Source organism: Streptomyces sp. NPDC027185, assembly GCF_055567035.1.
Map to the genome: position 1 here is coordinate 118640 of NZ_JBVHRF010000004.1, position 21695 is coordinate 140334.

General features: G+C 73.6%; 21 protein-coding genes. 13 read left to right on the forward strand and 8 right to left on the reverse strand.

The window, feature by feature from the left end; all coding sequences use genetic code 11:
• Window positions 1–27: 27 nt before the first annotated feature.
• The 4 genes from ACZ4M8_RS14095 to ACZ4M8_RS14110 all read left to right on the forward strand — a co-directional run bounded on the left by ACZ4M8_RS14095 (window position 28) and on the right by ACZ4M8_RS14110 (window position 4093).
• A complete protein-coding gene (locus tag ACZ4M8_RS14095) occupies window positions 28–789 on the forward strand; it encodes a DeoR/GlpR family DNA-binding transcription regulator (RefSeq protein ID WP_467606790.1) in 762 nt (253 codons plus the stop codon).
• Window positions 790–904: 115 nt separating this feature from the next.
• A complete protein-coding gene (locus ACZ4M8_RS14100; RefSeq protein ID WP_467606792.1) occupies window positions 905–2284 on the forward strand; it encodes an ABC transporter substrate-binding protein in 1380 nt (459 codons plus the stop codon).
• Window positions 2265–3236, forward strand: coding sequence for a carbohydrate ABC transporter permease (locus ACZ4M8_RS14105; RefSeq protein ID WP_467606794.1), 972 nt, complete (start codon window positions 2265–2267; stop codon window positions 3234–3236). Before ACZ4M8_RS14100 ends, ACZ4M8_RS14105 begins: the two co-directional genes overlap by 20 nt.
• Window positions 3233–4093: a carbohydrate ABC transporter permease gene (locus tag ACZ4M8_RS14110; protein ID WP_467606797.1), complete on the forward strand. Its 861-nt coding sequence runs from the start codon at window positions 3233–3235 to the stop codon at window positions 4091–4093. The genes ACZ4M8_RS14105 and ACZ4M8_RS14110 overlap by 4 nt, the downstream gene beginning before the upstream one ends.
• A gap of 18 nt (window positions 4094–4111) precedes the next feature.
• Here ACZ4M8_RS14110 and ACZ4M8_RS14115 read toward each other — a convergent pair whose 3' ends face one another.
• A complete protein-coding gene (locus ACZ4M8_RS14115) occupies window positions 4112–6202 on the reverse strand; it encodes a SpoIIE family protein phosphatase (RefSeq protein WP_467606798.1) in 2091 nt (696 codons plus the stop codon).
• Between the two features lie 323 nt (window positions 6203–6525).
• Here ACZ4M8_RS14115 and ACZ4M8_RS14120 point away from each other — a divergent pair, with 323 nt between their 5' ends.
• The 3 genes from ACZ4M8_RS14120 to proP all read left to right on the forward strand — a co-directional run bounded on the left by ACZ4M8_RS14120 (window position 6526) and on the right by proP (window position 10226).
• Window positions 6526–8064, forward strand: coding sequence for an AMP-binding protein (locus ACZ4M8_RS14120; RefSeq protein WP_467606799.1), 1539 nt, complete (start codon window positions 6526–6528; stop codon window positions 8062–8064).
• Between the two features lie 121 nt (window positions 8065–8185).
• Window positions 8186–8425 (forward strand): hypothetical protein, encoded by a 240-nt coding sequence (locus ACZ4M8_RS14125; protein ID WP_467606801.1) that lies wholly within the window; start codon window positions 8186–8188, stop codon window positions 8423–8425.
• Window positions 8426–8717: 292 nt separating this feature from the next.
• Window positions 8718–10226 carry a glycine betaine/L-proline transporter ProP gene (gene proP / locus ACZ4M8_RS14130; protein WP_467608008.1) on the forward strand — a complete coding sequence of 503 codons (1509 nt, stop codon included), beginning with the start codon at window positions 8718–8720 and terminating at the stop codon, window positions 10224–10226.
• Window positions 10227–10298: 72 nt separating this feature from the next.
• Here proP and ACZ4M8_RS14135 read toward each other — a convergent pair whose 3' ends face one another.
• Complete coding sequence (locus ACZ4M8_RS14135; RefSeq protein WP_467606802.1) at window positions 10299–10493, reverse strand: CsbD family protein; 195 nt, start codon at window positions 10491–10493, stop codon at window positions 10299–10301.
• A gap of 86 nt (window positions 10494–10579) precedes the next feature.
• Window positions 10580–11374 (reverse strand): 3-hydroxybutyrate dehydrogenase, encoded by a 795-nt coding sequence (locus tag ACZ4M8_RS14140; protein WP_467606803.1) that lies wholly within the window; start codon window positions 11372–11374, stop codon window positions 10580–10582.
• 265 nt (window positions 11375–11639) lie between these two features.
• Between ACZ4M8_RS14140 and ACZ4M8_RS14145 the strand changes: the two genes are divergently transcribed.
• Complete coding sequence (locus ACZ4M8_RS14145) at window positions 11640–12191, forward strand: hypothetical protein (RefSeq protein WP_467606805.1); 552 nt, start codon at window positions 11640–11642, stop codon at window positions 12189–12191.
• 60 nt (window positions 12192–12251) lie between these two features.
• On the opposite strand, the gene ACZ4M8_RS14150 is transcribed toward ACZ4M8_RS14145, so the two are convergent.
• On the reverse strand, window positions 12252–13490 hold the full coding sequence (locus ACZ4M8_RS14150) for a glycoside hydrolase family 43 protein (protein WP_467606806.1): 1239 nt from the start codon (window positions 13488–13490) through the stop codon (window positions 12252–12254).
• 346 nt (window positions 13491–13836) lie between these two features.
• Here ACZ4M8_RS14150 and ACZ4M8_RS14155 point away from each other — a divergent pair, with 346 nt between their 5' ends.
• The gene (locus tag ACZ4M8_RS14155) at window positions 13837–14271 is read left to right on the forward strand and encodes a VOC family protein (protein WP_467606808.1); all 435 of its coding nucleotides are present in this window, start codon (window positions 13837–13839) and stop codon (window positions 14269–14271) included.
• A gap of 108 nt (window positions 14272–14379) precedes the next feature.
• Here the strand turns inward: ACZ4M8_RS14155 and ACZ4M8_RS14160 are convergent, their stop codons facing one another.
• The 3 genes from ACZ4M8_RS14160 to ACZ4M8_RS14170 all read right to left on the reverse strand — a co-directional run bounded on the left by ACZ4M8_RS14160 (window position 14380) and on the right by ACZ4M8_RS14170 (window position 16429).
• Complete coding sequence (locus ACZ4M8_RS14160; RefSeq protein WP_467606809.1) at window positions 14380–14871, reverse strand: NUDIX hydrolase; 492 nt, start codon at window positions 14869–14871, stop codon at window positions 14380–14382.
• A 64-nt stretch (window positions 14872–14935) separates the two neighbouring features.
• On the reverse strand, window positions 14936–15541 hold the full coding sequence (locus tag ACZ4M8_RS14165; RefSeq protein WP_467606812.1) for a hypothetical protein: 606 nt from the start codon (window positions 15539–15541) through the stop codon (window positions 14936–14938).
• A 90-nt stretch (window positions 15542–15631) separates the two neighbouring features.
• Window positions 15632–16429 carry a glutamate racemase gene (locus tag ACZ4M8_RS14170; protein WP_467606814.1) on the reverse strand — a complete coding sequence of 266 codons (798 nt, stop codon included), beginning with the start codon at window positions 16427–16429 and terminating at the stop codon, window positions 15632–15634.
• Between the two features lie 137 nt (window positions 16430–16566).
• Here ACZ4M8_RS14170 and ACZ4M8_RS14175 point away from each other — a divergent pair, with 137 nt between their 5' ends.
• Complete coding sequence (locus ACZ4M8_RS14175; protein WP_467608011.1) at window positions 16567–17715, forward strand: glycosyltransferase; 1149 nt, start codon at window positions 16567–16569, stop codon at window positions 17713–17715.
• A 15-nt stretch (window positions 17716–17730) separates the two neighbouring features.
• Here the strand turns inward: ACZ4M8_RS14175 and ACZ4M8_RS14180 are convergent, their stop codons facing one another.
• On the reverse strand, window positions 17731–19119 hold the full coding sequence (locus ACZ4M8_RS14180; protein WP_467608014.1) for a TerD family protein: 1389 nt from the start codon (window positions 19117–19119) through the stop codon (window positions 17731–17733).
• A gap of 285 nt (window positions 19120–19404) precedes the next feature.
• On the opposite strand from ACZ4M8_RS14180, the gene ACZ4M8_RS14185 reads away from it, so the two are divergent.
• From ACZ4M8_RS14185 to ACZ4M8_RS14195, 3 genes are all read left to right on the forward strand, one after another.
• The gene (locus ACZ4M8_RS14185) at window positions 19405–19848 is read left to right on the forward strand and encodes a DUF6643 family protein (protein WP_399094508.1); all 444 of its coding nucleotides are present in this window, start codon (window positions 19405–19407) and stop codon (window positions 19846–19848) included.
• 66 nt (window positions 19849–19914) lie between these two features.
• Window positions 19915–20739, forward strand: coding sequence for an MOSC domain-containing protein (locus tag ACZ4M8_RS14190; RefSeq protein ID WP_467606817.1), 825 nt, complete (start codon window positions 19915–19917; stop codon window positions 20737–20739).
• Window positions 20740–20997: 258 nt separating this feature from the next.
• Window positions 20998–21600: an Rv1733c family protein gene (locus tag ACZ4M8_RS14195; protein WP_467606818.1), complete on the forward strand. Its 603-nt coding sequence runs from the start codon at window positions 20998–21000 to the stop codon at window positions 21598–21600.
• Window positions 21601–21695: the final 95 nt, after the last annotated feature.

Here is a 21695-nt window from a genome sequence, read left to right on the forward strand (position 1 = left end):
GGCCGACGTACAGCGCAGGAGTGAGCCATGAGGGCCGAGGAACGCCAGCACCGGATCCTCGTGCTCGCCCGGCAGACCGGCCGGGTGGAGGTCGCCGACGCGGCCGAGGAGTTCGGCGTCGCCCGGGAGACCGTCCGGCGGGACCTGAGCGAGCTGGAGCGGCGCGGCCTGGTGCGGCGCACCCACGGCGCCGCCTACCCGGTCGAGAGCGCCGGGTTCGAGACGACGCTGGCGCGGCGGGAGACCCAGCAGGTCCCCGAGAAGCGCCGGATCGCGGCGGCCGCGGCCCAGCTGCTCGGCGAGGCGGAGACGGTCTTCGTCGACGAGGGGTACACCCCGGAGCTGGTCGCCGGACTCCTCCCGGCCGACCGGCCGCTGACCGTGATCACCCCGTCGCTGCGCACCGCCTCCCTGGTGTCGGCGAACGAGTCCGCGACCGTCCTGCTGGCCGGCGGCCGGGTCCGCGCCGGGACGCAGGCGACCGTCGGCTCCTGGGCGCGGGACATGCTCGCCCGCTTCGTCATCGACCTGGCCTTCCTCGGTGCCAACGGCATCTCCCGTGAGCACGGTCTGACCACGCCCGATCCGGCGGTCGCCGAGGTCAAGGAGCAGGCCGTGCGGTCCTCGCGGCGGCGGGTGCTGGTGGGGGTGCACAGCAAGTTCGGGGCGAGCAGCTTCTGCCGGTTCGCGCGCATCGGGGACGTGCACACCGTCGTCACCGACGCCGGGCTGTCCGCGCCGGAGGCCCACCGCTACTCCCTTCTGGGGCCGCAGGTGCTGCGGGTCTGACCCCCGAGCGCCCGGCCTCACCCCGTCCCGCCGCGGCCCGCCGGCCGCCCCTCCCCCCGTGCGGGCCGTCGCGTCCCCGGGCGCGGCCGCCCGGACACGTCCAGAAAGGTACGACGTGAGAGCACGCTCCCCCGGAATCCGCCGGCTCCGCACGGCGGCGGCACCGGCCGCCGTCGCCCTGGCGCTGGCGGTCACCACCACCGGCTGCTACCGCGGCGCCGGTGACACCGGCAACGACGACCGCGACACGATCAACGTCCTGATGGTCAACAACCCGCAGATGGTCGATCTCCAGCGGCTGACCGCCCGGCACTTCACCGCCAAGACCGGCATCACGGTGCACTTCACCCTGCTGCCGGAGGACGACCTGCGCGACAAGATGAGCCAGGACTTCTCCAGCCAGGCCGGCCAGTACGACGTCGCCAGCCTCAGCAACTACGAGACGCCGATCTACGCCCGCAACGGCTGGCTGACCCCGCTGGGCGAACGCGCCGCGAAAGACCCGGAGTTCGACCAGGACGACATCCTGGAGCCGGTCCGCTCCTCGCTGACCGCGGCCGACGGAAAGATCTACGCCGAGCCGTTCTACGGCGAGTCGTCGTTCCTGATGTACCGCAAGGACGTCCTCGCGGCCGAGGGGCTGACGATGCCCGCGCACCCGACGTGGCGTCAGGTCGCCGCACTCGCCGCGAAGCTGGACGGCGCACGCAAGGGGATGAAGGGCATCTGCCTGCGCGGTCAGCCCGGTTGGGGCCAGCTGGCCGCGCCGCTGACCACCATCGTCAACACCTTCGGCGGCACCTGGTTCGACAAGGACTGGAAACCGCGCGTCGACTCCCCCGAGTTCACCCGCGCCGCACAGTTCTACGTCGACCTGGTACGCGAGCACGGCGAGGCGGGAGCCCCGCAGGCCGGCTACACCGAGTGCCTCAACGACATGCAGCAGGGCAAGGTCGCCATGTGGTACGACGCGACGGCCGGCGCCGGGTCGCTGGAGAGCGACGGCTCCAAGGTCGCCGGGAAGATCGGCTACGTACCGGCGCCGGTGGAGAGGACGAAGAGTTCCGGGTGGCTCTACACCTGGGCCTGGGGTGTGCAGAAGGCGAGCCGCCATCAGGACGCCGCCTGGAAGTTCGTCTCCTGGGCGTCCGGCAAGGGCTACGAGCGGCTGGTGGGCAAGGAGTTGGGCTGGTCGCGGACGCCGGGCGGCAAACGCGCCTCGCTCTACCGCGACCCGGCCTACCGCGAGGAGTCCGGTGCCTTCGCCGCCGCGACGGAGGAGGCGATCCGTACCGCGCGGCCCGACGATCCGGGGGTGCAGCCGCGGCCGGCGCCCGGTATCCAGTTCGTCGGCATACCCGAGTTCTCCGACCTGGGCACGAAGGTGTCCCAGGAGATCAGCGCGGCCATCGCGGGCAAGCGGAGCGTGGCCGCCGCCCTCGCCGAGAGCCGGCGGCTCGCCCAGGAGGTGTCCGATGCCTACACCGACCGCTGAGACCGTGCGGCCGACCGCCGCGTCCGGGGGCGGGGCGCCCGTACGGGGCCCGGCCGTCCGGCGGGCGAAGGAGTGGGCGCGGCGCGCGCCGCTGCTGCCCGCGCTGGTCTTCCTGATCATCGTCACCCAGCTGCCGTTCGTGGCGACGGTGGTCCTCTCCTTCACCCGCTGGAACGCGCTCGCCCCCGACCGCCGCGGCTTCGCCGCCTTCGACAACTACGCCGCGGTCTTCACCGATCCCGCGCTGCGCGCCTCGGTCCTGACCACCGTGCTGCTGACGGTGACGGTGGTCCTGGTCAGCCTGGTGCTGGGGCTGGGTCTGGCGCTGCTGCTGGACCGGAAGTTCTTCGGCCGCGGGCTGGTCCGCACGCTGCTGATCACACCGTTCCTGGTGGTGCCGGTGGCCGCCGCGCTGCTGTGGAAACACGCGCTGTACAACGCGTCGTACGGCCTGTTCAACGGGGTACTGACCGCCGTGTGGCGGTTGTTCGGCAGTGACGGCGCGCCGCAGCCGGACTGGATGACGTCCTCGCCGCTGGCCGCCGTCGAGACGGCGCTGATCTGGCAGTGGACGCCGTTCATGATGCTGATCCTGCTGGCCGGGCTGCAGTCCCGGCCGGCGGACGCGATCGAGGCGGCGCGGATGGACGGCGCCGGGGCGTTCGCGATCTTCCGTCATCTGACGCTGCCACATCTGCGCCGCTATCTGGAACTGGCGGCGCTGCTGGGCACGGTGTACGTGGTGCAGAACTTCGACGCGGTGTTCACCATCACCTCGGGCGGGCTGGGCACCGCCAACCTGCCGTACACCCTCTACCAGACCTTCTACCAGGCCCACGACTACGGCCGGGCGTCCGCGCAAGGGGTGGTGGTCGTGGTGTGTTCGCTGCTGGTCGCGACCTTCGCGCTGCGTACCGTGTCGTCCCTGCTCCGCGAGGAGATCACCCGATGACCACGTCCACCGTGCCCGTCCCCCTGCGGCGCCGGCGCCGCGTCAACGGTCTGCTGGGGCTGGTGGCGTGGCTCGCGGGGATCGCGTTCTTCCTGCCGGTCGCCTGGATGGTGCTCACCTCCCTCCACGGTGAGCAGGACGCGGCGACCAACCCGCCGTCGCTCACCGCCCCGCTGACGCTCCACGGCTACCGCGAGTTCTTCGGCGCGGGCGGCGGCGGGCTCAGCCCCTGGCCGCCGCTGCTCAACTCGCTGACCGCGTCGGTGCTGTCCACCCTGCTGGTGCTGGCGCTCGCCGTCCCGGCGGCGTACGCGCTGTCGATCCGGCCGGTGCGCAAGTGGAGCGATGTGCTGTTCTTCTTCCTGTCGACGAAGATGCTGCCGCTGGTCGCCGGGTTGCTGCCGGTCTACCTCGTCGCGCAGCACACCGGGACGCTGGACGACATCTGGCTGCTGGTCCTCCTCTACACCTCGATGAACCTGCCGATCGCGGTGTGGATGATGCGGTCGTTCCTGGCGGAGGTGCCGGTGGAGATGCTGGAGGCGGCGTCGCTGGACGGCGCGGGGCTCACCACCACGCTGCTGCGGATCGTCGGGCCGGTCGCGATGCCCGGGATGGCGGCGACCGCGCTGATCTCGTTCATCTTCAGCTGGAACGAACTGCTCTTCGCGCGGGTGCTGACCGGGGTGGTGGCGGGTACCTCGCCGGTCTTCCTGACCGGCTTCGTCACCAGCCAGGGACTGTTCCTGGCGAAGGTCTGCGCGGCGGCCACGGTGATCTCGCTGCCGGTGCTGGCGGCCGGTTTCGCCGCCCAGGACAAGCTGGTCCAGGGCCTGTCCCTGGGCGCGGTCAAGTAGGGCGGTGCCCCCGCGCGGTCAGGCGCGCGGGGGCAGCCCGGTGGCGTGGGCGACGAGCAGGGCGACGTCGTCGTGGTCGTGCGGATGACGCAGCCGGGCCAGCAGCTGGTCGCACAGCTCCTCCAGGTCCTCGTACGGGGTGGTGAGCAGTTCGGTGAGGCGGCCGATGCGGGAGTCGATGGCGGTGTCGCGGGTCTCGACCAGTCCGTCGGTGTAGAGCACCAGACGGTCGCCGGGGCGCAGCGGGACGGTGGTCTGCTCGAAGGGGACGCCGCCGACGCCGAGCGGGGCGCCGGTCGGCAGCTCGATGAGGACGGGCCGCGGCCCGGGGCGGACGACGACCGGCGGCAGATGCCCGGCGCTCGCCATCCGGCACTCCCCGGCGTGCGGGTCGTAGACGGCGTAGACGCAGGTGGCGAAGGCGGGATCGAGTCCGGCGGCGGCGTGGTCGAGGTGGCGCAGCACCTCGGCGGGCTCCAGGTCGAGGTCGGCGAGGGCGCGGGTGGTGGTGCGCAGCTGGCCCATGGTGGCCGCCGCGTTGATGCCGCTGCCCATGACGTCGCCGACGACGAGAGCGGTCTTGTCGCCGGCGACCGTGATGGCGTCGAACCAGTCGCCGCCGACCTCCCCGGCGGCGTGGGCCGGCTGGTAGCGGTGGGCGAGGGTCATCCCCGCGGGCCGTGCGGGTGCCTGGCTCATCAGATGCCGCTGGAGGGTCAGCGCGGTGCGGCGTTCGCTCTGGTAGGAGCGGGCGTTGTCGATGCAGACGGCGGCGCGGGCGGCGAGTTCGACGGCGAGCACCACATCGTCCTCGTCGAACGGAAGGTCGTTGCGGACGCGGTAGAGCGACAGAGCGCCGAGGACGTCGCCGCGGGCGATCAACGGGACGCCGAGGTAGGAGCGGAGTCCGCCGCGCGCCAGGGCGGCGGCGCCGCGGGCGTCGGCGGCGATCCGCGGCAGGTCGGCGGGGCGTACGCGGGCCAGGAGCACCGGGCGGCCGGTGGTCACGCACCGGGTGATGACGCGCTCGGCGTCATAGGCGGCGAGCTGTCCGGCCGGGTCGAGCGCCTGCTCCGCCTCGGTGGGGCGGGCGCTGGCGACGGCGAGCGCGCGGAAGCGTACGGGGCCGTCGGGGACGGGCGGGAGGGGGCGGCGGCCGTCGAGGACGGAGTCGAGGACGTCGACGGCGGCGAGGTCGGCCAGTTCGGGGACGACGACGTCGGCGAGTTCCCGGGCGGTGCGGTCGACGTCGAGGGTGGTGCCGACGGTGGCGGAGGCGTCGGCGATGACGGCGAGGCGGCGGCGGGCTCGGGCGGCTTCGGTGGCGGCGCGGTGGTGGTCGGTGACGTCGAGGACCGAGGAGGCCACGCCCAGGACCTGTCCGCCGGGGCCCTCCAGCCGGTAGTGGGAGACGGACCAGGCGTGCTCGGTGCCCGGGTCGTCGGGCGGGCGGCCGACGGTGACCTGGTCCAGGCGCGGGACGCCGGTGGCGAGGACCTCACGCATGCTGGTCATGAGCATGCCGGTGTCCAGGAAGCGCAGGCAGGCGTCGGGGCGCAGGCCGAGCTGGGCGCCGGCGGGCTGGCCGTTGAGACGTTCCAGCGCCGGGTTGACCATGACGTACCGCAGGTCGGTGTCGAGGACGGCGAGGCCGATCGGGGACTGGGCGACGAGGCGGACGGAGAGCGCGAGGTCGCGTTCGGTGCGGCGCAGCAGCTCGCGGTCGCAGGCCATGCCGAGGGCGTAGGAGCGGCCCTCGGCGTCGGTGAGGCGCATGTTGCGGAATTCGACGAGGCGGGTGCTGCCGTCCTTGTGCCGGACGGGGAAGGAGCCGGCCCAGGGGGTGCCCTCGGTCATGACCTGGGCGAAGAGGTTCAGGACCAGTTCGGTGTGTTCGGGCGGCACCAGCAGCTGGGCGGCGGGGCGGCCCAGCGCCTCCGCGGCGCTCCAGCCGAAGAGGGTTTCCGCCTGGGGACTCCACAGCGTGATGCGGCCCCGGTCGTCGAGCACCACCGCGGCCACGCCCAGCGCGTCGAGAAGGCCGCCCGCGTCCGCCGGTACCTCCCCGGCGGGGCCCGTGCCGCCGGGGAACGCGTCGGTCTCCCCCATCCAGGCACTCCTTCCGCCGGGCACGGGCGGCGCCCGGGGCACCGTCCGTTTTCCGCCGTGCTGCGCTGCGCACCATCATCCCTCGCGGGCACCGAGTCGGCCATGGCCAGGCGGTGGCGGCGGCCCGGTGAAGCTGTGCGGCGGGCTCGGGGCGCCCCGTCGGCCGGGGTCGGGGCGCCGCGGAAAGCGTCCGAATCTTGCCCCTCGGATTGGGAGGCGGGGCGGGCGAACCACTACTCTCTTTTTAGTTGCCTCTAGCAACTAATTATCCGCCTTCGCCACCCGCCCGCGCACTCCGCGCCGGCCCCAGGAGGATCCCCCCCATGTCCGCAGCCGCCCCGCCGTTCCGCACCCACGTCGAGGAGAACCTCGACGTCCTCGCCGCCGACCCGGGCCGCGAAATCCTGATCCACCAAGGCCGCCGGATCACCGGCGGTGAGCTGCGCGACCTCGTACACCGCCTGGCCCGCGCCCTGCGCGCCCGGGGCGTGACCCGCGGCGAGACGGTCACCATGCTCAGCGGCAACATCCCCGAGGTCATCGCCGCCCGCTACGCCGCCGGCCTCCTCGGCTGCCGCGTCAACCACCTCTACAACAAGCTCTCCGCCGCCGCCCAGGCCGCCATCATCCGCGACGTCGAGACCCGGGCACTGATCGTCGACCCGCGCCTGACCGAACGCGCCGCCGAGCTGACGGAGCTGGCGCCGGGCCCGGACGTCCTGGTGCTCGGCCCCGCCAAGACCGGCAGCGACCTGCTGGAACTGGCCGCCGCGCAGAGCGCCGAGCCGGTCGCCAGCCAGGCCCGCCCCGACGACATCTGCGCCATCCGCCACACCGGCGGCACCACCGGCCACCCCAAGGGCATCTGCAGCACGTTCGACCAGGGCCGCTGGTCCCGCGACGCCTTCTTCGGCGAGACCACCCCCCGCCAGCTCGTCTGCACCACCCTCGCGCACGCCGCCGGACACCTGGCGGACGCCGTCCTCAACGCGGGCGGCGCCGTCGTCCTCCTCGACGACTTCGACCCCGCCGAGGCCCTCGCCGCCATCGAACGCGAGCGGATCACCCACCTCTTCCTGCTGCCGCCGCTGCTCTACCAGCTGATCGACGACCCCGCCGCGGCGACCACCGACACCAGCAGCCTGACCCACCTGACGTACGGCGGCTGCCAGGCGTCGCCCGCCCGCCTCGCGGACGCCATCGAGCACTTCGGCCCCGTCCTGATGCAGGTCTACGGCCAGAACGAGGCCGGCGGCGTCAGCGTCCTCACCCCCGAGGACCACGACCCGGCCCGGCCCGAGCGGCTCCGCTCGGCCGGGAAGATCATCCCCGGCGTGGAGGTCGCCGTCCGCGACGAACACGGCCGTGACCTGCCCACCGGCGAGCAGGGCGAGCTGTGCGTGCGCTCCGGTATGACCATGCAGGGCTACTGGAAGCAGCCGGAGCTGACCGCCGAGGTCATGCGGGACGGCTGGGTGCGCACCGGCGACGTCGGCTACGTCGACGCCGACGGCTACGTCACCATCGTCGACCGGATCAAGGACATGATCGTCGTGGTCGGCGGCCATGTGTACACCACCGAGCTGGAGGACCTGCTCAACACCCACCCGCAGGTCCTGCAGAGCGCGGTCTTCGGCGTCCGCGACAGCGACCGGATGGAGCGGGTGCACGCCGCCGTCGTCCGGGCGCCCGGTGCGGATGTCGACGAGGCGCAGCTGCGCGCCCTGGTCCGCGACACCCGCGGCGCGATGTACGAACCGGCCCGGATCACGTTCCTGGACGCACTGCCGCTGACCGACGCGGGCAAGCCCGACAAGAAGCTGCTGCGGGCGATGGCGGAGGACACCGCGGCAACGCGCTGACCTCGCCGGGGGAATCGGCCACGCGATCGGCCGAGCAAGGGGTGCCCTCACGTTTCGGGTGCGGTGGCCCGGGGTGATCTGTGAAGCGATCGCATCCACCGCACTCTCGCGAGGAGTCTTCATGCGCATGCGCGCCGCCCTCTCCGCCACCGCTCTCGCCGCCGCTCTCGTCCTCGGTGGCGCCGGTTCCGCCATGGCCGGTGGCGGGGACGACGACCACCACTCCAGCCACTCCACCCACTCCAGCGGCGAGGCCGGGTTCGGCGCCTGCGGCCTCCGCGCCGCCATCGTCAACGGCAACCCGCTCTTCGGCGAGGGCTGCTTCGGCGGCGGCATCGCCTGGAAGGACGAGTGGAAGTAACCCACCGCCCGGACTCCTGAGCGCACCGGGTACACAGGCCGGCCGCCACCCCCGCGGGTGGCGGCCGGTTCGCACGGGCCCACCGGCGGCCGGCCCACGTACGCCGCCCCTCCGACGGGCGACACGCTGCGCCGATGAGACCACTCCGGAATAGGGCATTGCGGGCAATAATCCGTCGTAATGATCCTCTCGACATCGTCATGGACGGGGTGACATGACCCCTGGACGCCGTGCACCGCAGCCCCGGCGGGAGCGGAGCGCCTCCCGCGGCGGCAGTGCCACCAACGACCGTCTGCTCCGCATCCTGCTGCGCCGCCGCAAGAACGCGCTGAGTGCGGCGGACGTCACCGTCGCCGACCGCCCCCAGGTCCGCCGCGCGGTCTCCGCCGCCGCGCTCGGCAACACCATGGAGTGGTTCGACTTCGGCGTCTACGCCTACCTCGCCGGGACGCTGGGCAAGGTCTTCTTCCCCGCCAGCTCCCCCGGCGCGCAGGTGGTCTCCGCGTTCGCGACCTTCGCCGCCGCTTTCCTCGTCCGGCCGCTGGGCGGGCTGGTCTTCGGGCCGCTCGGCGACCGGATCGGCCGCAAACGCGTCCTCGCCGCGACCATGATCATGATGGCGATCAGCACCTTCGCGGTGGGCTTCCTCCCCACCTACGGCGCCATCGGCTTCGCCGCCCCGCTCCTGCTGCTGGTCTGCCGTCTCGTCCAGGGGTTCTCCACCGGCGGCGAGTACGCGGGTGCCACGACGTACATCGCCGAGTACGCGCCCGACAAGCGGCGCGGTTTCCTCGGCAGCTGGCTCGACTTCGGCACCTTCGTCGGCTACTCCCTCGGCTCCGGGCTGGTCACCGTGCTCACCGCGCTGCTCGGCGACGACGGGATGACCGACTGGGGCTGGCGGCTGCCGTTCCTGGTCGCCGGGCCGCTCGGGCTGATCGGCCTGTACATGCGGCTGCACCTGGAGGAGACGCCCGCGTTCCGGAAGGAGGCGGAGGCGGCGCACGAGGAGGCGGAGAAGATCCGCGACGAGGGCGGCGACGACCCCGTCGAGGTGGCCCGGCAGTCCGGCCACGGCCGGCTGAAGGAGATCTTCACCGGCCACTGGCAGGCGGTCCTCATCTGCATGGGCCTGGTGCTGCTCTACAACGTCACCAACTACATGGTCACGTCGTACCTGCCGACCTTCATGTCCGAGACGCTGCACCAGGACGACCTCACCGCGCAGCTGCTGGTGCTCGGCACCATGATCGTGGTGGTCCTCTCCATCACCACCGTCGGCCGCACCTCGGACCGCTGGGGACGGCGACCGGTCTTCATGGCGGGCAGCATCGCCCTGATCCTGCTGGCGGCGCCGTCGATCTTGCTGATCCGCGCCGGCGGCATCCTGCTGCCCGCCTTCGGCTGCCTGATCCTGGGCCTGCTGCTGGTCTGCTTCGCCGGGACCTCGGCCGCCACCCTGCCCGCGCTGTTCCCGACCCGGCTGCGGTACGGCGCCCTGTCGATCGCCTTCAACATCTCCGTCTCGCTCTTCGGCGGTACGACCCCGCTGGTCGCCTCCGCGCTCGTCCAGGCGACCGGCGACACGATGGTCCCGGCGTACTACCTGATGGTGGCGGGGCTCATCGGGCTGGTGGCGACGTTCTTCCTGCACGAGACGGCGGGCAAACCGCTGCGCGGCTCCGGCCCGATGGTCGAGACCCAGGAGCAGGCGCAGCAGCTCGTCGCCCGCAGCCGGACCCAGGCAGGGCGCCGTGCCCGCGACATCTGGATCCGGCTGCGCCATCCCTGGGCGCGCTGACGCCCCGCCCCCGGAAACCGGGGAGCGGGGCTCGGGGGCGGTGCCCGGCGGGCCCGGTCCGCACCCGCGCGGTCAGGAGTCGCCGCGGTCCTTCAGGGCGTCCTTCATTCCCTCCGCCTTCTCCTTGGCGCCGCCCATCGCCTTCTTGGCCTCGCCCTTGGCCTGGTCGGTACGGCCCTCGGCGGCCATCCGGTCGTTGCCCGTGGCCTTCCCGGCGGCCTCCTTGGCCTTGCCCTTCATCTTGTCCATGGCGCCCTTGTCACCCATGCCGCACTCCTCGGATAGCGGGGACACAACGCTCTCCACCGTCCCGCAGGCGGCGGCGGACCGCACCCGGAGAGCGCCGGGCCCGGTCAGTGCGCCGTCCAGCCGCCGTCCAGCGACAGCGACGCGCCGGTGATGAACGCCGCGCCCGGCGAGCAGAGGTACGCCACCGCCTCGGCCACCTCCACCGGCTCCACCAGCCGCTTCACCGCGGACCGCACCAGCAGCACCTCCTCGATCACCCGCTCCTCGGGGATACCGTGCGCCGCCGCCTGATCGGCGACCTGCCCCTCCACCAGCGGGGTGCGGACATAGCCGGGGTTGACACAGTTGGAGGTGACGCCGTGTGCGGCGCCCTCCAGCGCCGCGGTCTTCGACAGCCCCTCCAGCCCGTGCTTGGCCGCCACGTACGCGGACTTGTACGGCGAGGCGCGCAGCCCGTGGACGGAGGAGATGTTGACGACGCGGCCCCAGCCTTCCGCGTACATGTGCGGCAGCGCGCCGCGCAGCAGCCGGAACGGCGCCTCCAGCATCACCGTCAGCACGTCACGGAACGCCTCGGGCGGGAACTCCTCGATGGGGCGGACGAGTTGGACACCGGCGTTGTTGACGAGGACGTCGCAGCCGGCGGCGGACCGCTCGGCCGCGTCGAGGTCGGTCAGATCGAGGGTGCGGGGTTCGACGGTGCCGGGGAGATCTCCGGGGAGCCCGTCGAGGAGGCGGGCCAGGCCCGCCTCGTCACGGTCGACGGCGCGCACGGTGGCACCGGCGGCGGCGAGCCGCAGTGTGCAGGCGCGCCCGATGCCGCCGGCCGCGCCGGTGACCAGCGCCGTCCGGCCACCGAGGTCGAGGGATACCTGTCCGGGTGTACCCATCATGGTCATGGCGGCACTGTACGGTCCGGGCCCGCCGCCCCCCAGGGCGCACCGTCCCCGCCCACGGCCGGGCACCCGTGAACCGGCCACGGTCCGGCGGACGACGTCCCAGGCTCCCCGGTCGCCCGGGGCGTCGCCCGGTACCCGGCCCGGCGCCGTACCTACGGGCCGCCCGGCCCGCACTCACCCGGACGCTCGCCCCGGATGGCCGCGCCGCGCCCGGACTCCTACCGTCCGAAGGTGCAGCACGCCACCGACACCAGGGGGTTCGACCATGCGCCGACTGCTCGCCGTGCCGACCGTGCTGCTCGCCCTCGCCGCCGCGGCGTGCTCCGGCGGCGAGCGGTCCGCGGACACCGCGGCGGCCCGCACCCGCGCGCCGGGCCAGGCGCCGTCCCCGTCCGGCACCGCGCCGACCGTCCCGGGTCAACCGGTGGAGTGCGGGCAGATCCGCGACGCGCTCGGCACCGCGCACGACGTGGCCCTCTACGCGGACCCCGGCGCCGACGGCACGGTGGGCTGCGAGGAGGCCCACGACGTGATGGCCGATTTCTTCCGCCGCGCACCCCAGGACGGCGAGGACACCGCCGCGTCCCTCGCGGTCCGCGGCTGGCTCTGCCGCTACGAGGGCGGCCCGACCGGCACCTGGGTCAGCAGCTGCCGCAAGGACCGCCTGGAGATGCACACCGAGGAGCCCGACAGCCCGCCGTCCGACGAGCCGGGCTCCCCGTCCGACGAACCCGGCTCCCCCGACGAATCCCGGCTCCCGCCGCTGCCCGACGAGTCGAGCACCCCGGTGGACGAGCCATCGACCGAGGAGCTGTGAGCCGGGGCACTCCGCGCCCCCGGCGCTCGGGAAACACGGCCTCGGGCGCGCCGCCGCACCTCACTCGAAGAATTTGAGGCCGAACCCCTTATCCGTATGCGGCCCGGGAACATGGGCGCGCCGGTAGGTGGTGTTGCCCCACCAGACGAACGATCCGGTGTACCAGAAGCGGTTGGCCCACTTGTACTCCATTCCCTTGGGCACCGCGTGGAACATCATCGGGAATTTCCTGCCCGCCGGCGGACTGGTGTTGATATCGCCGTTGAGCAGGACGAAGGTGTGGTGCCCCGGCCCGTCGACGTGCAGTGTCGGATCCCAGCCGGACATCATCGTCTCGCGGTGCGACCCGAAGAGGCAGCCGTTCGACTTGTACCAGTCCCAGACGTACGTCGGGTTGCCGCCCGCCCGCAGCCGCAGATCGGCCAGGCAGTACTGATTGCTCCAGCTGCCGTTGGCGGAATAGACGATGTGCAGCTGCCCCTTCGGATCCTTGATGGCCTCCGGCGCCTCGTTGATGTAGGGATTGCCGACTTTGCGTTCCCATTTCTCGCGGGGCTGCGAGATGACGTACCGCTTACCGGTCGGCGTCACCGGATCCTTCATCCGGGCGATGTAGAGATTCTGCTCGTTGTTGGTACCGCCGGACCAGCCCGACCAGACGAACCAGCGCTTTCCCCCGAAGGTGAACAGCGTGCCGTCGATGGCCCATTTGTCGTCCGGCAGAGCCAGTTTCCTCTCGGCGCCGTATCCGCCGTCCGCGCGGGCGGAGCTGATGACGTACATCCGGTGGGCCGCACTGTGCCCGGCGGTGAAATAGATGTAATAGCGGCCGCCGTCCCGGACGATTTCCGGTGCCCATACGTCCCGCAGGCCGTTCGGGTTCGACCAGACCTTCCTGGCGGGCGCCGAGGCGAGCTTCTCCAGGGAGGTGGACTGCCGGACGACGATGCCCCCGCCCACCGCTTTGACCCCGATATAGGTGCTGCCGACCCGCAACACGCTGGGGTCGGCGCCCCGGACGGCGCCCTGCGCCCGCGTCGTCCTCCCGGGCGCCGCCCCCGGCCCTTCCGCCTCCGCCCCCTGACGGGATTTCCCCTCGGACTTCTCCTCCGTATTCCCCTGGGATTTCTCCTGTGCGGCGGGTGCGCCGGCTTCCTCCTGCGCGGGAGCGGCTTCCGTTTCCCCTTGTGCGACGGGAGCGCTCTGCGTGGTGCCGGACGAGACGGAGGAGAGGGAGAAGGCGGTCGCACCTGCCAGCGCCACGGCGACGATTCCGGCGGAGAGATGTAAAGGCTTCATGGGCTCTTTCCTGGTATGCCCCCGCTTCGGCGTCACACGGCCGAGGAACGCCGGCGAACGTACGGTGCCGGATCAGGGCGCGGCGACGGGAGGCTGTGGAGGTGGGACCTCGGCATACGTGTCCGCCACCGCACCGGCGTACCGGCCGCCTCGGTGGCGGAACGTCTCACCAGAGTCCCGGGGGCCCACGCCCGTGTCAACGTCCGCCTTCCGCACGGAACTTGCTCCGACGCGATGCGGACCGTCCCGTAACCGGTGTGTGACGGAAAGAAGGTTGACCGGCGCCGCCCGCCCATCCCACCGGCCGCGCCGGGAAGAAAGGGACGCGCCCTGTTACTGTGCGCCGATGTCATCGGCCAAGCAGTTCCAAGTCACCTTCGACTGCGCGGACCCCGAGCGCGTCGCCCGCTTCTGGTGCGAGGTATTGGGGTACGTCGTCCCGCCCCCACCGGCCGGATTCGCCACCTGGGGCGCATTCGACCGCTCTCTCCCGCCCGAACGCCAGGGCTCCGCATTCGCCTGCGTCGACCCCGCCGGCGGGGGCCCGCGCCTGTTCTTCCAGCGCGTCCCCGAGGGCAAAACCGTCAAGAACCGGCTGCATCTCGACGTACGGGTCGGCACCGGACTCGTAGGAGAGGAACGGCTCGCCGCCCTCGAAGCCGAATGCGCCCGGCTGACCGCACTCGGCGCGACCCGCGTACGCCTGCTCCGCGCCGACGGATTCAACGAGTCGTGCCTGGTCATGCAGGACGTCGAGGGGAATGAGTTCTGCCTCGACTGAGCGGCGGCGGGGGGCGGGGCCCCGCCCGGCCCCACGGTCGGCGCACACGTCCGGTGTCGCGCCCGCGGTCTCCCGCCGATACGACACCGGACACAGTGTGTGAAACCCCTACGACAGCGCCCGCACCTCGTCCTTCCCCTCGAACCACGCCTCGCCGTCCTCCGCCGCCCGCCGGATGCGGGTCAACGCGAACTCCTCCAGCTCCGGCAGGGCGTCCAGGGCGAACCAGGCCACGTCCAGCGACTCGTCGTCGTTGACCCGTGCCTCGCCGCCGATCGCCCGGCAGCGCAGCGTGGTGTCCATGAACTGGCACACGTCGCCGTTCGGGTACGTCAGCGACGGCAGCGCCTCGACCAGGACGACGCGCTCGGGGACGACCCGGACCGCCGTCTCCTCGAAGACCTCGCGGACCGCGACCTCGGCCGGCTGCTCGCCCGGCTCGGCGATACCGCCGATCACCGACCAGCGGCCGGTGTCCGCGCGGCGGCCCAGCAGCACCCGTCCGTCGTCGTCGAAGACCACGGCGGTCACCCCGGGCAGCCACAGCAGCTGATGGCCGACGGAGGAGCGCAGATCACGGATGAAGTCGGGGGTTGCCATGCCTGAACTGTAGAGGAAGGCCCGCAGCGGGAACGGACGCGCCGCCGCCGGGGGACCGCGTCCGCTAGAGCGTCGCCGTGGGGGCCGGGATGCGGCTGCGGACACAGCGGGCGGCGCCCTCGGCGTCGTCGACGGTGACCGTGAACGTCCGGCCGTCGCGGAGGGTGAGAACCACCGCCTCACCGCGGCGGACCACGATCGCCATGCCCTGCTCGGGACGCCAGCGGTAGCCCCAGCCGCCCCAGTGACGCGGTGTGACCCAGGGCGCCGTCTCGACGCCGACGACGGCGGAGAGCGGGATACGGCGGCGCGGCACCCCGATGTGCCCGCACCGCACCTCCATCTGCTCACGGTCCACCCGCACCGCGACATGGACGAAGGCGAGCGTGCCGAAGAGGACCAGCAGACCGGCCGCGACGCAGCCGACCACCGCCATCACCAGCGGCACCACCGACGACGTCCACCGGCTGTCGACGGCCAGGTGGACACCGAGCGCCAGACAGGCCAGGCCGATCGCCGCCAGCAGCCACTGGACGTGGTTGGTGGCGCTGCCGTGCCACACCTCGGGGATCTCGGCGTGCGCACCGGAGCGCGAGGCGTCGTCGCCGGAGCCGGAGGGGCGGGAGTGCGCGTCGGGGGCGGCTGCCCCGTCGTGGGGGTGGTCCCTCATGCCACGCAGCGTACGCGCCTTCCCGCCCGGGAGCAGCGTGTCGCCCGCCACGTCAGCGGGTCCGGCGGACGGCGCCGTGCGGCGGTGCGGTCAGCGGCGTCCGGCCGGCGCGGCGGCTTCCGGGGCCAGCAGCCGGCCGGCGGGATACGCCAGGGCGACGGGCGGCAGCGCGCCGGGGCGGCCGCTCTCGATCACGTGCAGGGAGCCGGTCGGCGCGGCGTCCGGCGCGGGCCCGGCGCCGATCCGCCGCAGCGCCTGGGCGGCGACCGCGTCGGCCGAGCCGTACAGCGCGAGGGCGGGCGCGCCGGGCTGCTGGAGGGCGTCGCGGATGGCGTCGGCGACCAGCTCGTAGTGGGTGCAGCCCAGGACGACGGCGCGGACGTCGCGCGGGGTGCGGGCGGCGGCGGCCGCGACCGCGTCGGCGACGGCCCGCTCGTCGGCCGCCTCGACGGCGTCGGCGAGACCGGGGCAGGGCACGCCGGTGACGTCCACGCCCGCGGCGAATCGCTCGATCAGTCCGCGCTGGTACGGGCTGCCGGTGGTGGCAGGCGTCGCCCAGATGGCGACCGGGCCGCCGAAGGCCGCGGCGGGCTTGACCGCGGGGACGGTGCCGATGACCGGGATGCCGGGCTCCAGCTCCGCGCGCAGCGCCGGGAGGGCGTGCACGGAGGCGGTGTTGCAGGCGACGATCAGCGCGTCCGGACGGTGCGCGGCGGCGGCGCGGGCGCAGGCCAGGGCGTGCGCGGTGACGTCGTCGGGGGTACGCGGGCCCCACGGCATGCCGTCGGGGTCGGTGGAGAGGACGAGATCGGCGTCCGGCCGGAGCCGGCGCACCGCGGCGGCCGCGGGAAGCAGGCCGGTACCGGAGTCCATCAGCGCGATCTTCACCCGGGCACCCTACTCGGCGGGTGCCCGACTTGTCATACCGGACCGGGCGCTCCGGAGGGGCGCGCCGCCGCCCCGCCGGGCGCCCGCGGCACCCCGCCACGGGGCGCCCCGTGCGGCAGACTGCGGCCGTGGGAGCGATGGAGTGGATCGGTGCCGGATCGCTGGCGGTCTGGCTGTGGCTGCTGCTGGGCCAGGGCTTCTTCTGGCGTACGGACGTGAGGCTGCCCGCCCGTACGGAACCGGAGCGGTGGCCTTCGGTGGCCGTGGTGGTGCCCGCGCGGGACGAGGCGGCGGTGTTGCCGGCGAGCCTGCCGTCGCTGCTGGCGCAGAAGTACCCGGGCCGCGCCGAGATCTTCCTCGTCGACGACGGCAGTACGGACGGCACCGGCGCGCTGGCCCGCGCGCTCGCCGCCGAACGCGGCGGACTGCCCCTGACGGTCGCCTCGCCGGGCCCGGTGGAGCCCGGCTGGACCGGCAAGCTCTGGGCCGTGCGCCACGGCATCGCGCTGGCCCGGGAGCGGACGGACGCGGAGTACCTGCTGCTGACGGACGCGGACATCGCCCATGAGCCGGAGAGTCTGCGGGAGTTGGTGGCGGCGGCGCGGTCGGCGGGGCTGGATCTGGTCTCGCAGATGGCACGGCTGCGGGTGGCCACGTTCTGGGAGCGGCTGATCGTCCCGGCGTTCGTGTACTTCTTCGCGCAGCTCTATCCGTTCCGGTGGGTGAACCGGCCGGGCGCGAGGACCGCGGCGGCGGCCGGCGGCTGCGTCCTGCTCCGCGCGGACGCGGCCGAGCGGGCGGGCGTCCCGGAGTCGATCCGGCACGCGCTGATCGACGACGTGACGCTGGCCCGTGCGGTCAAGGCGTCCGGCGGGCGGATCTGGCTGGGGCTGGCGGAGCGGGTGGACAGCGTGCGGCCGTACCCGCGGCTGGCCGAGCTGTGGCAGATGGTCGCCCGCAGCGCCTACGCCCAGCTGCGCCACCGCCCGTCGCTGCTGCTCGGGACGGTGGGCGGCCTCGCGCTGGTGTATCTGGCGCCGCCCGTGACGCTGCTGGCCGGCGCGGCGGGGGGCAGCGCCGTGGCCGCGGGGTGCGGCGGCGCCGCGTGGGCGGTGATGTGCGGGACGTTCCGGCCGATGGTGCGGTACTACCGGCAGCCGTGGTGGACGGTGCCGCTGCTGCCGTTCACCGCGCTGCTGTACCTGCTGATGACGGTGGACTCGGCGGCGCGCCACCACCGGGGCCGCGGCGCGGCGTGGAAGGGCCGGACGTACGGCGCGCCGTGAGGGCCGCGCCGCCCGTCACTTCTTGGCGGGCGACCACGTCAGTCCCCAGCCGTACGCCTGGTCGACGGTGCGCTGCGGGCTGACGCCCGGCTCCTGGACGAGGTAGCGGGCCTCGCGGCGGACGACGAGTTCACCGCCGGTGTGGGTGATCAGGGCCAGTGCGCAGACCTTCGACGGCACGGTGCAGGCGTCGAGGGTGAACTCGACGGGCGCGCCGTACTGCGGCCGGAGGGTGACGGACGCGGTCAGCCCCTCGAAGCTGCGGGCGCCGGCGTAGACGGTGACGAAGAGCAGGATGCGGCGGATGCGGCTCTGGTGGTCGAGGTTGATGGTGAGGTTCTCGCCGGTGGCCACGGCGCCGGTGCGGTCGTCGCCGTCGAGCTGGATGTAGGGCGGGGCGTGCAGCGCGCCGAAGCTGTCGCCGAGCGGGTGGACCACTCCGGAGCGGCCGTCGGCCAGTTCGTAGAGGGCGCACAGGTCGAGGTCGAGGTCGCCGTCGGGCGGCAGCAGCGCGCCGCGCGCCCCGAGTGCCTCCATCGCCTTGCGGCCGAGCTTCCTGCCGAACCTCTTGGCCGCCCCGGCGCCGGTCCAGTTGAGGTTGACCCGCATCACCCCGCCGGTACCGCCCTGTTCGGTGAGCGAGACGGACGGTGCCTCCTTGGTCAAGGTGACCTTGGTGAGGCTGACGGGCACGGGCGGCGCCGCCGGCGCGGGGCCCGGCTGCGGAGCGGGGGCGGCGGGCGGCGGGGGCGGCGTCCCGGGGGGAGCGGGCGGGGCCGTCGGCGGCGCGCCGAAGGAGGCGGGCGGCGGGGAGACGGGAGCCGGCGGCGCGGGGGCTGCGGGCGCGGGGTTCGCGGGCGCCGGGGCCGCCGGGACGGGCTCCGCCTCGACGCTGATGCCGAAGTCGGTGGCGAGGCCCGCGAGGCCGGTGGCGTACCCCTGGCCCACGGCGCGGAACTTCCATCCGCCCTGGCGGCGGTAGAACTCGCCGAGGACGAAGGCGGTCTCGGTGGTGGCGTCGGCGCAGTCGAAGCGGGCCAGTTCGGCGCCGCCCGCCGCGTCCAGCACCCGGATGTACAGGCCGGGCACCTGCCCGAAGGTGCCGCCGTCGGCCGAGGCGGCGAGCACCACCGTGTCCACCGCGCCCTCCACCGCCGTGAGATCGGCGGCGAGCGTGTCCGTCAGCACCTCACCGGCCCGGCTCTTCCCCTCGTACCGGACGGCCCCCGAGGCGTGGACCGGCTGGTTGTAGAAGACGAAGTCGCCGTCGTCACGGACGCGTCCGGACGCGAGGAGGAGGGCGGAGGCGTCCACGTCCGGTGTCCCCGGCGCGGGGTGCCGGCCCAGCTCGATCCGGACGGCCCCCGCCGTCACCGGAACGTTCCCGCCCTTGAGCATCGCCATCTCGGCACCCTTCTCGCACTTCCGCGTCCCACCGACCTCACCGGACACTCCCGCCCCGCCGGTCACCCCGTCAGTCACAGTTGTTCCCAACCTACTTGGCCGGAAGGAGGTGTGAACGTCCCTCTTCATGTACGAGAAGCGAGGTCTTTACGTCTTTTCTACGGGTGATCTCAACCGATTTTTACGGTTTCTTCCGCATTACGGGCAGGAGGCCGTCACCACCCCGCGAAACAACCCGCATTCCAGGCTCCCCAATCGGCACATCGTGGGCTTAACTTAAGAGGCATGACCTCCCCCCGCTCTACCTACGGCGGCGGCTACTACGCTTCGCCGTCCTTCCCGGACACCCCCATCTACGACAGTCTCGTCGCCGAACGCGGGACGCCGCAGATCGCCCCGATCCGGGTCAACCCGGCGCCGTACGACACCGGATCGTCGTACCTCCCGGCGCTCCCGGCGGCGCTCCCCGCCGCCCCCTCCCATCCTTCGGCCGGGCAGGGCCATCCCGGAGCCGCGGCGCCGGTCGCCCCGCTCCAGCACACGCCCGCGCCGTACATCCCGCAGCAGGCGTTCACCCGCCCGCATCCGGCCGCCCCGCAGCCGCCGCGCCCGCCCATGGGCACCGGCTACGAGGCGATGCGCCCGGCGGCCCCCGTGGCCCCGGCACCGCAGCGCCCGTCGCCGTACGACGACCCGTACGGCCGCCCCTACCAGTCCCGGGGCTACTGACCGGGGCGGGGCACGGGAGCAGCGGTCTCCCTCCCGGCTGTCGGTGGTGGCTGGCAGGATGGGCCCATGCCCGAGCCAACGCTGCGTGCCCTCCATCTGTACCCGGTCAAATCCCTTGCGGGGGCCGGTCCCGGCGAAGCGGTCGTCGAACCGTGGGGGCTCGCCGGGGACCGGCGCTGGATGCTGGTCGACGCCGAGCGGCGGCTGGTCTCCCAGCGGCCGCACCCGAGGCTGGCACTGGCCGCCGCCGAAGGGCTGCCGGGCGGCGCGGTGCGGCTCACCGCGCCCGGGATGGAGCCGCTGACCGTCGAGGTGCCCGAGCCCGGCCGGACCGTCACGGTCGGGATCTGGCGGGACGAGGTCGAGGCGGTCCCGGCGGGCCCCGCCGCGGCCGCGTGGTGCAGCCGGTACCTGGGGACGCCGGTGGAGCTGGTCCACCTCGACGCGCCCGCCGAGCGGCGCCCGGTCGATCCGCAGTTCTCCCGGCCGGGCGACACCGTCTCCTTCGCCGACGGCTATCCGCTGCTGCTCACCACCACCGCGTCCCTCGACGCCCTCAACTCCCTCATCGCCCAGGGCGATCACCCCGACGAGGGCCCCTTGCCGATGGACCGCTTCCGTCCCAACGCGGTCATCGACGGCACCGCCCCGTGGGCCGAGGACACCTGGCGCACGGTCCGGATCGGCTCCGTGGTCCTCGACGTCGCCAAGCCCAGCGGCCGGTGCGTCGTCACCACCACCGACCAGCGCACCGCCGAGCGCGGCAAGGAGCCGCTGCGCACCCTGGCCCGCCACCACCGCGTCAGGGAACGCCCGGTCTTCGGCCAGAACCTCATCCCGCGCACCACTGGCACCATCCGCGTCGGCGACCCCTTCGAGATACTCGCCTGACCTCCGGGCCCCGGCGGCGCGCGGCCGTCCCGCCGTGCGGACGCCCGGCGGCCCGTACGGACGTGTGCCGGTGCGCAGGAGCGGCGCGGCGGCGCTCCGGGGCGGGAGCCGCCGAGTCGGTGCGCGCCCGCGCGTGGTCCGGTCCCCGGCGCCCGGAAGGGCCTCGGGGACGCGCCGGGACGCCGGTCGCAGTTGCCCGAAGTCGCGCACGAGCGGCGCCGGATGGGGTATTCAAGGAGTCGGAGAGGGGGCCCGGTGATGCGATTCAAGCCCGGTCTGCGAGCGCGGTGGCGCAATCCCCTGTGCCGCCGCACCGACCGTATCGAGTCCCTGCTGACCGTCCTCACCGTGCTGCTGATCTGTCTCGGCGCCCCGGTGGCCGGCGCGCAGGTGGGCGCGGCGGTGCACGACACGTTGCTGGTGACGGTCCGGACCCAGGCCGCCCACCGCCATCTGGTGTGGGCCACCGTCGACCGTCTCGCCACCCGCACCCCGATGGACCCCGATCCGGAGACGTCCTCGCGGCGCGACTCCCATCTGCGGGTCATCGCCCGGTGGACGGCGTGGGACGGCAGTCCGCGTACGGGGCGGATCGGGGCGCCCCGGCCCGTCGAGCCGGGCGACCGCTTCCGGATCTGGACCGACGACCGGGGGCTGGTCATCCCCCGCCCGATGGACGAGTCCACCGCCGCCACCCACGCGGCGCTGGCGGGCCTCGGTGTCGCCGCCGGCGCCGGCGGGTTGGCCGAGGGGGCCCGGCGGCTGGCGGTACGGCGGCTGATGGCGCGCCGCTACCGCCGCTGGGACGAAGCCTGGGCGCGGGCGGGCCAGACCTGGGGCCGCGCGGACGCCGGGAACTGACCGCTCACCGCGGCCCGCGGCGCACGGACCGGACGTCCGCGCCGGGCCCGCGCGCTCGCGCCTCCCCCTGCCCGGACGGTGCCCTCCGACCACGT

What these genes read in the sequence shown, in the direction of transcription:
- ACZ4M8_RS14115 (WP_467606798.1), bottom strand. Translation starts at nt 6,202, where the DNA reads ATGGGGGAGACCGACGCGTTCCCCGGCGGCACGGGCCCCGCCGGGGAG.
- ACZ4M8_RS14175 (WP_467608011.1), top strand. Translation starts at nt 16,567, where the DNA reads ATGGAGTGGATCGGTGCCGGATCGCTGGCGGTCTGGCTGTGGCTGCTG.
- ACZ4M8_RS14120 (WP_467606799.1), top strand. Translation starts at nt 6,526, where the DNA reads ATGTCCGCAGCCGCCCCGCCGTTCCGCACCCACGTCGAGGAGAACCTC.
- ACZ4M8_RS14140 (WP_467606803.1), bottom strand. Translation starts at nt 11,374, where the DNA reads ATGACCATGATGGGTACACCCGGACAGGTATCCCTCGACCTCGGTGGC.
- ACZ4M8_RS14160 (WP_467606809.1), bottom strand. Translation starts at nt 14,871, where the DNA reads ATGGCAACCCCCGACTTCATCCGTGATCTGCGCTCCTCCGTCGGCCAT.
- ACZ4M8_RS14190 (WP_467606817.1), top strand. Translation starts at nt 19,915, where the DNA reads ATGCCCGAGCCAACGCTGCGTGCCCTCCATCTGTACCCGGTCAAATCC.
- ACZ4M8_RS14195 (WP_467606818.1), top strand. Translation starts at nt 20,998, where the DNA reads ATGCGATTCAAGCCCGGTCTGCGAGCGCGGTGGCGCAATCCCCTGTGC.
- ACZ4M8_RS14185 (WP_399094508.1), top strand. Translation starts at nt 19,405, where the DNA reads ATGACCTCCCCCCGCTCTACCTACGGCGGCGGCTACTACGCTTCGCCG.
- ACZ4M8_RS14125 (WP_467606801.1), top strand. Translation starts at nt 8,186, where the DNA reads ATGCGCATGCGCGCCGCCCTCTCCGCCACCGCTCTCGCCGCCGCTCTC.
- ACZ4M8_RS14095 (WP_467606790.1), top strand. Translation starts at nt 28, where the DNA reads ATGAGGGCCGAGGAACGCCAGCACCGGATCCTCGTGCTCGCCCGGCAG.
- ACZ4M8_RS14145 (WP_467606805.1), top strand. Translation starts at nt 11,640, where the DNA reads ATGCGCCGACTGCTCGCCGTGCCGACCGTGCTGCTCGCCCTCGCCGCC.
- ACZ4M8_RS14180 (WP_467608014.1), bottom strand. Translation starts at nt 19,119, where the DNA reads ATGGCGATGCTCAAGGGCGGGAACGTTCCGGTGACGGCGGGGGCCGTC.
- ACZ4M8_RS14150 (WP_467606806.1), bottom strand. Translation starts at nt 13,490, where the DNA reads ATGAAGCCTTTACATCTCTCCGCCGGAATCGTCGCCGTGGCGCTGGCA.
- ACZ4M8_RS14105 (WP_467606794.1), top strand. Translation starts at nt 2,265, where the DNA reads ATGCCTACACCGACCGCTGAGACCGTGCGGCCGACCGCCGCGTCCGGG.
- ACZ4M8_RS14135 (WP_467606802.1), bottom strand. Translation starts at nt 10,493, where the DNA reads ATGGGTGACAAGGGCGCCATGGACAAGATGAAGGGCAAGGCCAAGGAG.
- ACZ4M8_RS14165 (WP_467606812.1), bottom strand. Translation starts at nt 15,541, where the DNA reads ATGAGGGACCACCCCCACGACGGGGCAGCCGCCCCCGACGCGCACTCC.
- ACZ4M8_RS14155 (WP_467606808.1), top strand. Translation starts at nt 13,837, where the DNA reads ATGTCATCGGCCAAGCAGTTCCAAGTCACCTTCGACTGCGCGGACCCC.
- ACZ4M8_RS14110 (WP_467606797.1), top strand. Translation starts at nt 3,233, where the DNA reads ATGACCACGTCCACCGTGCCCGTCCCCCTGCGGCGCCGGCGCCGCGTC.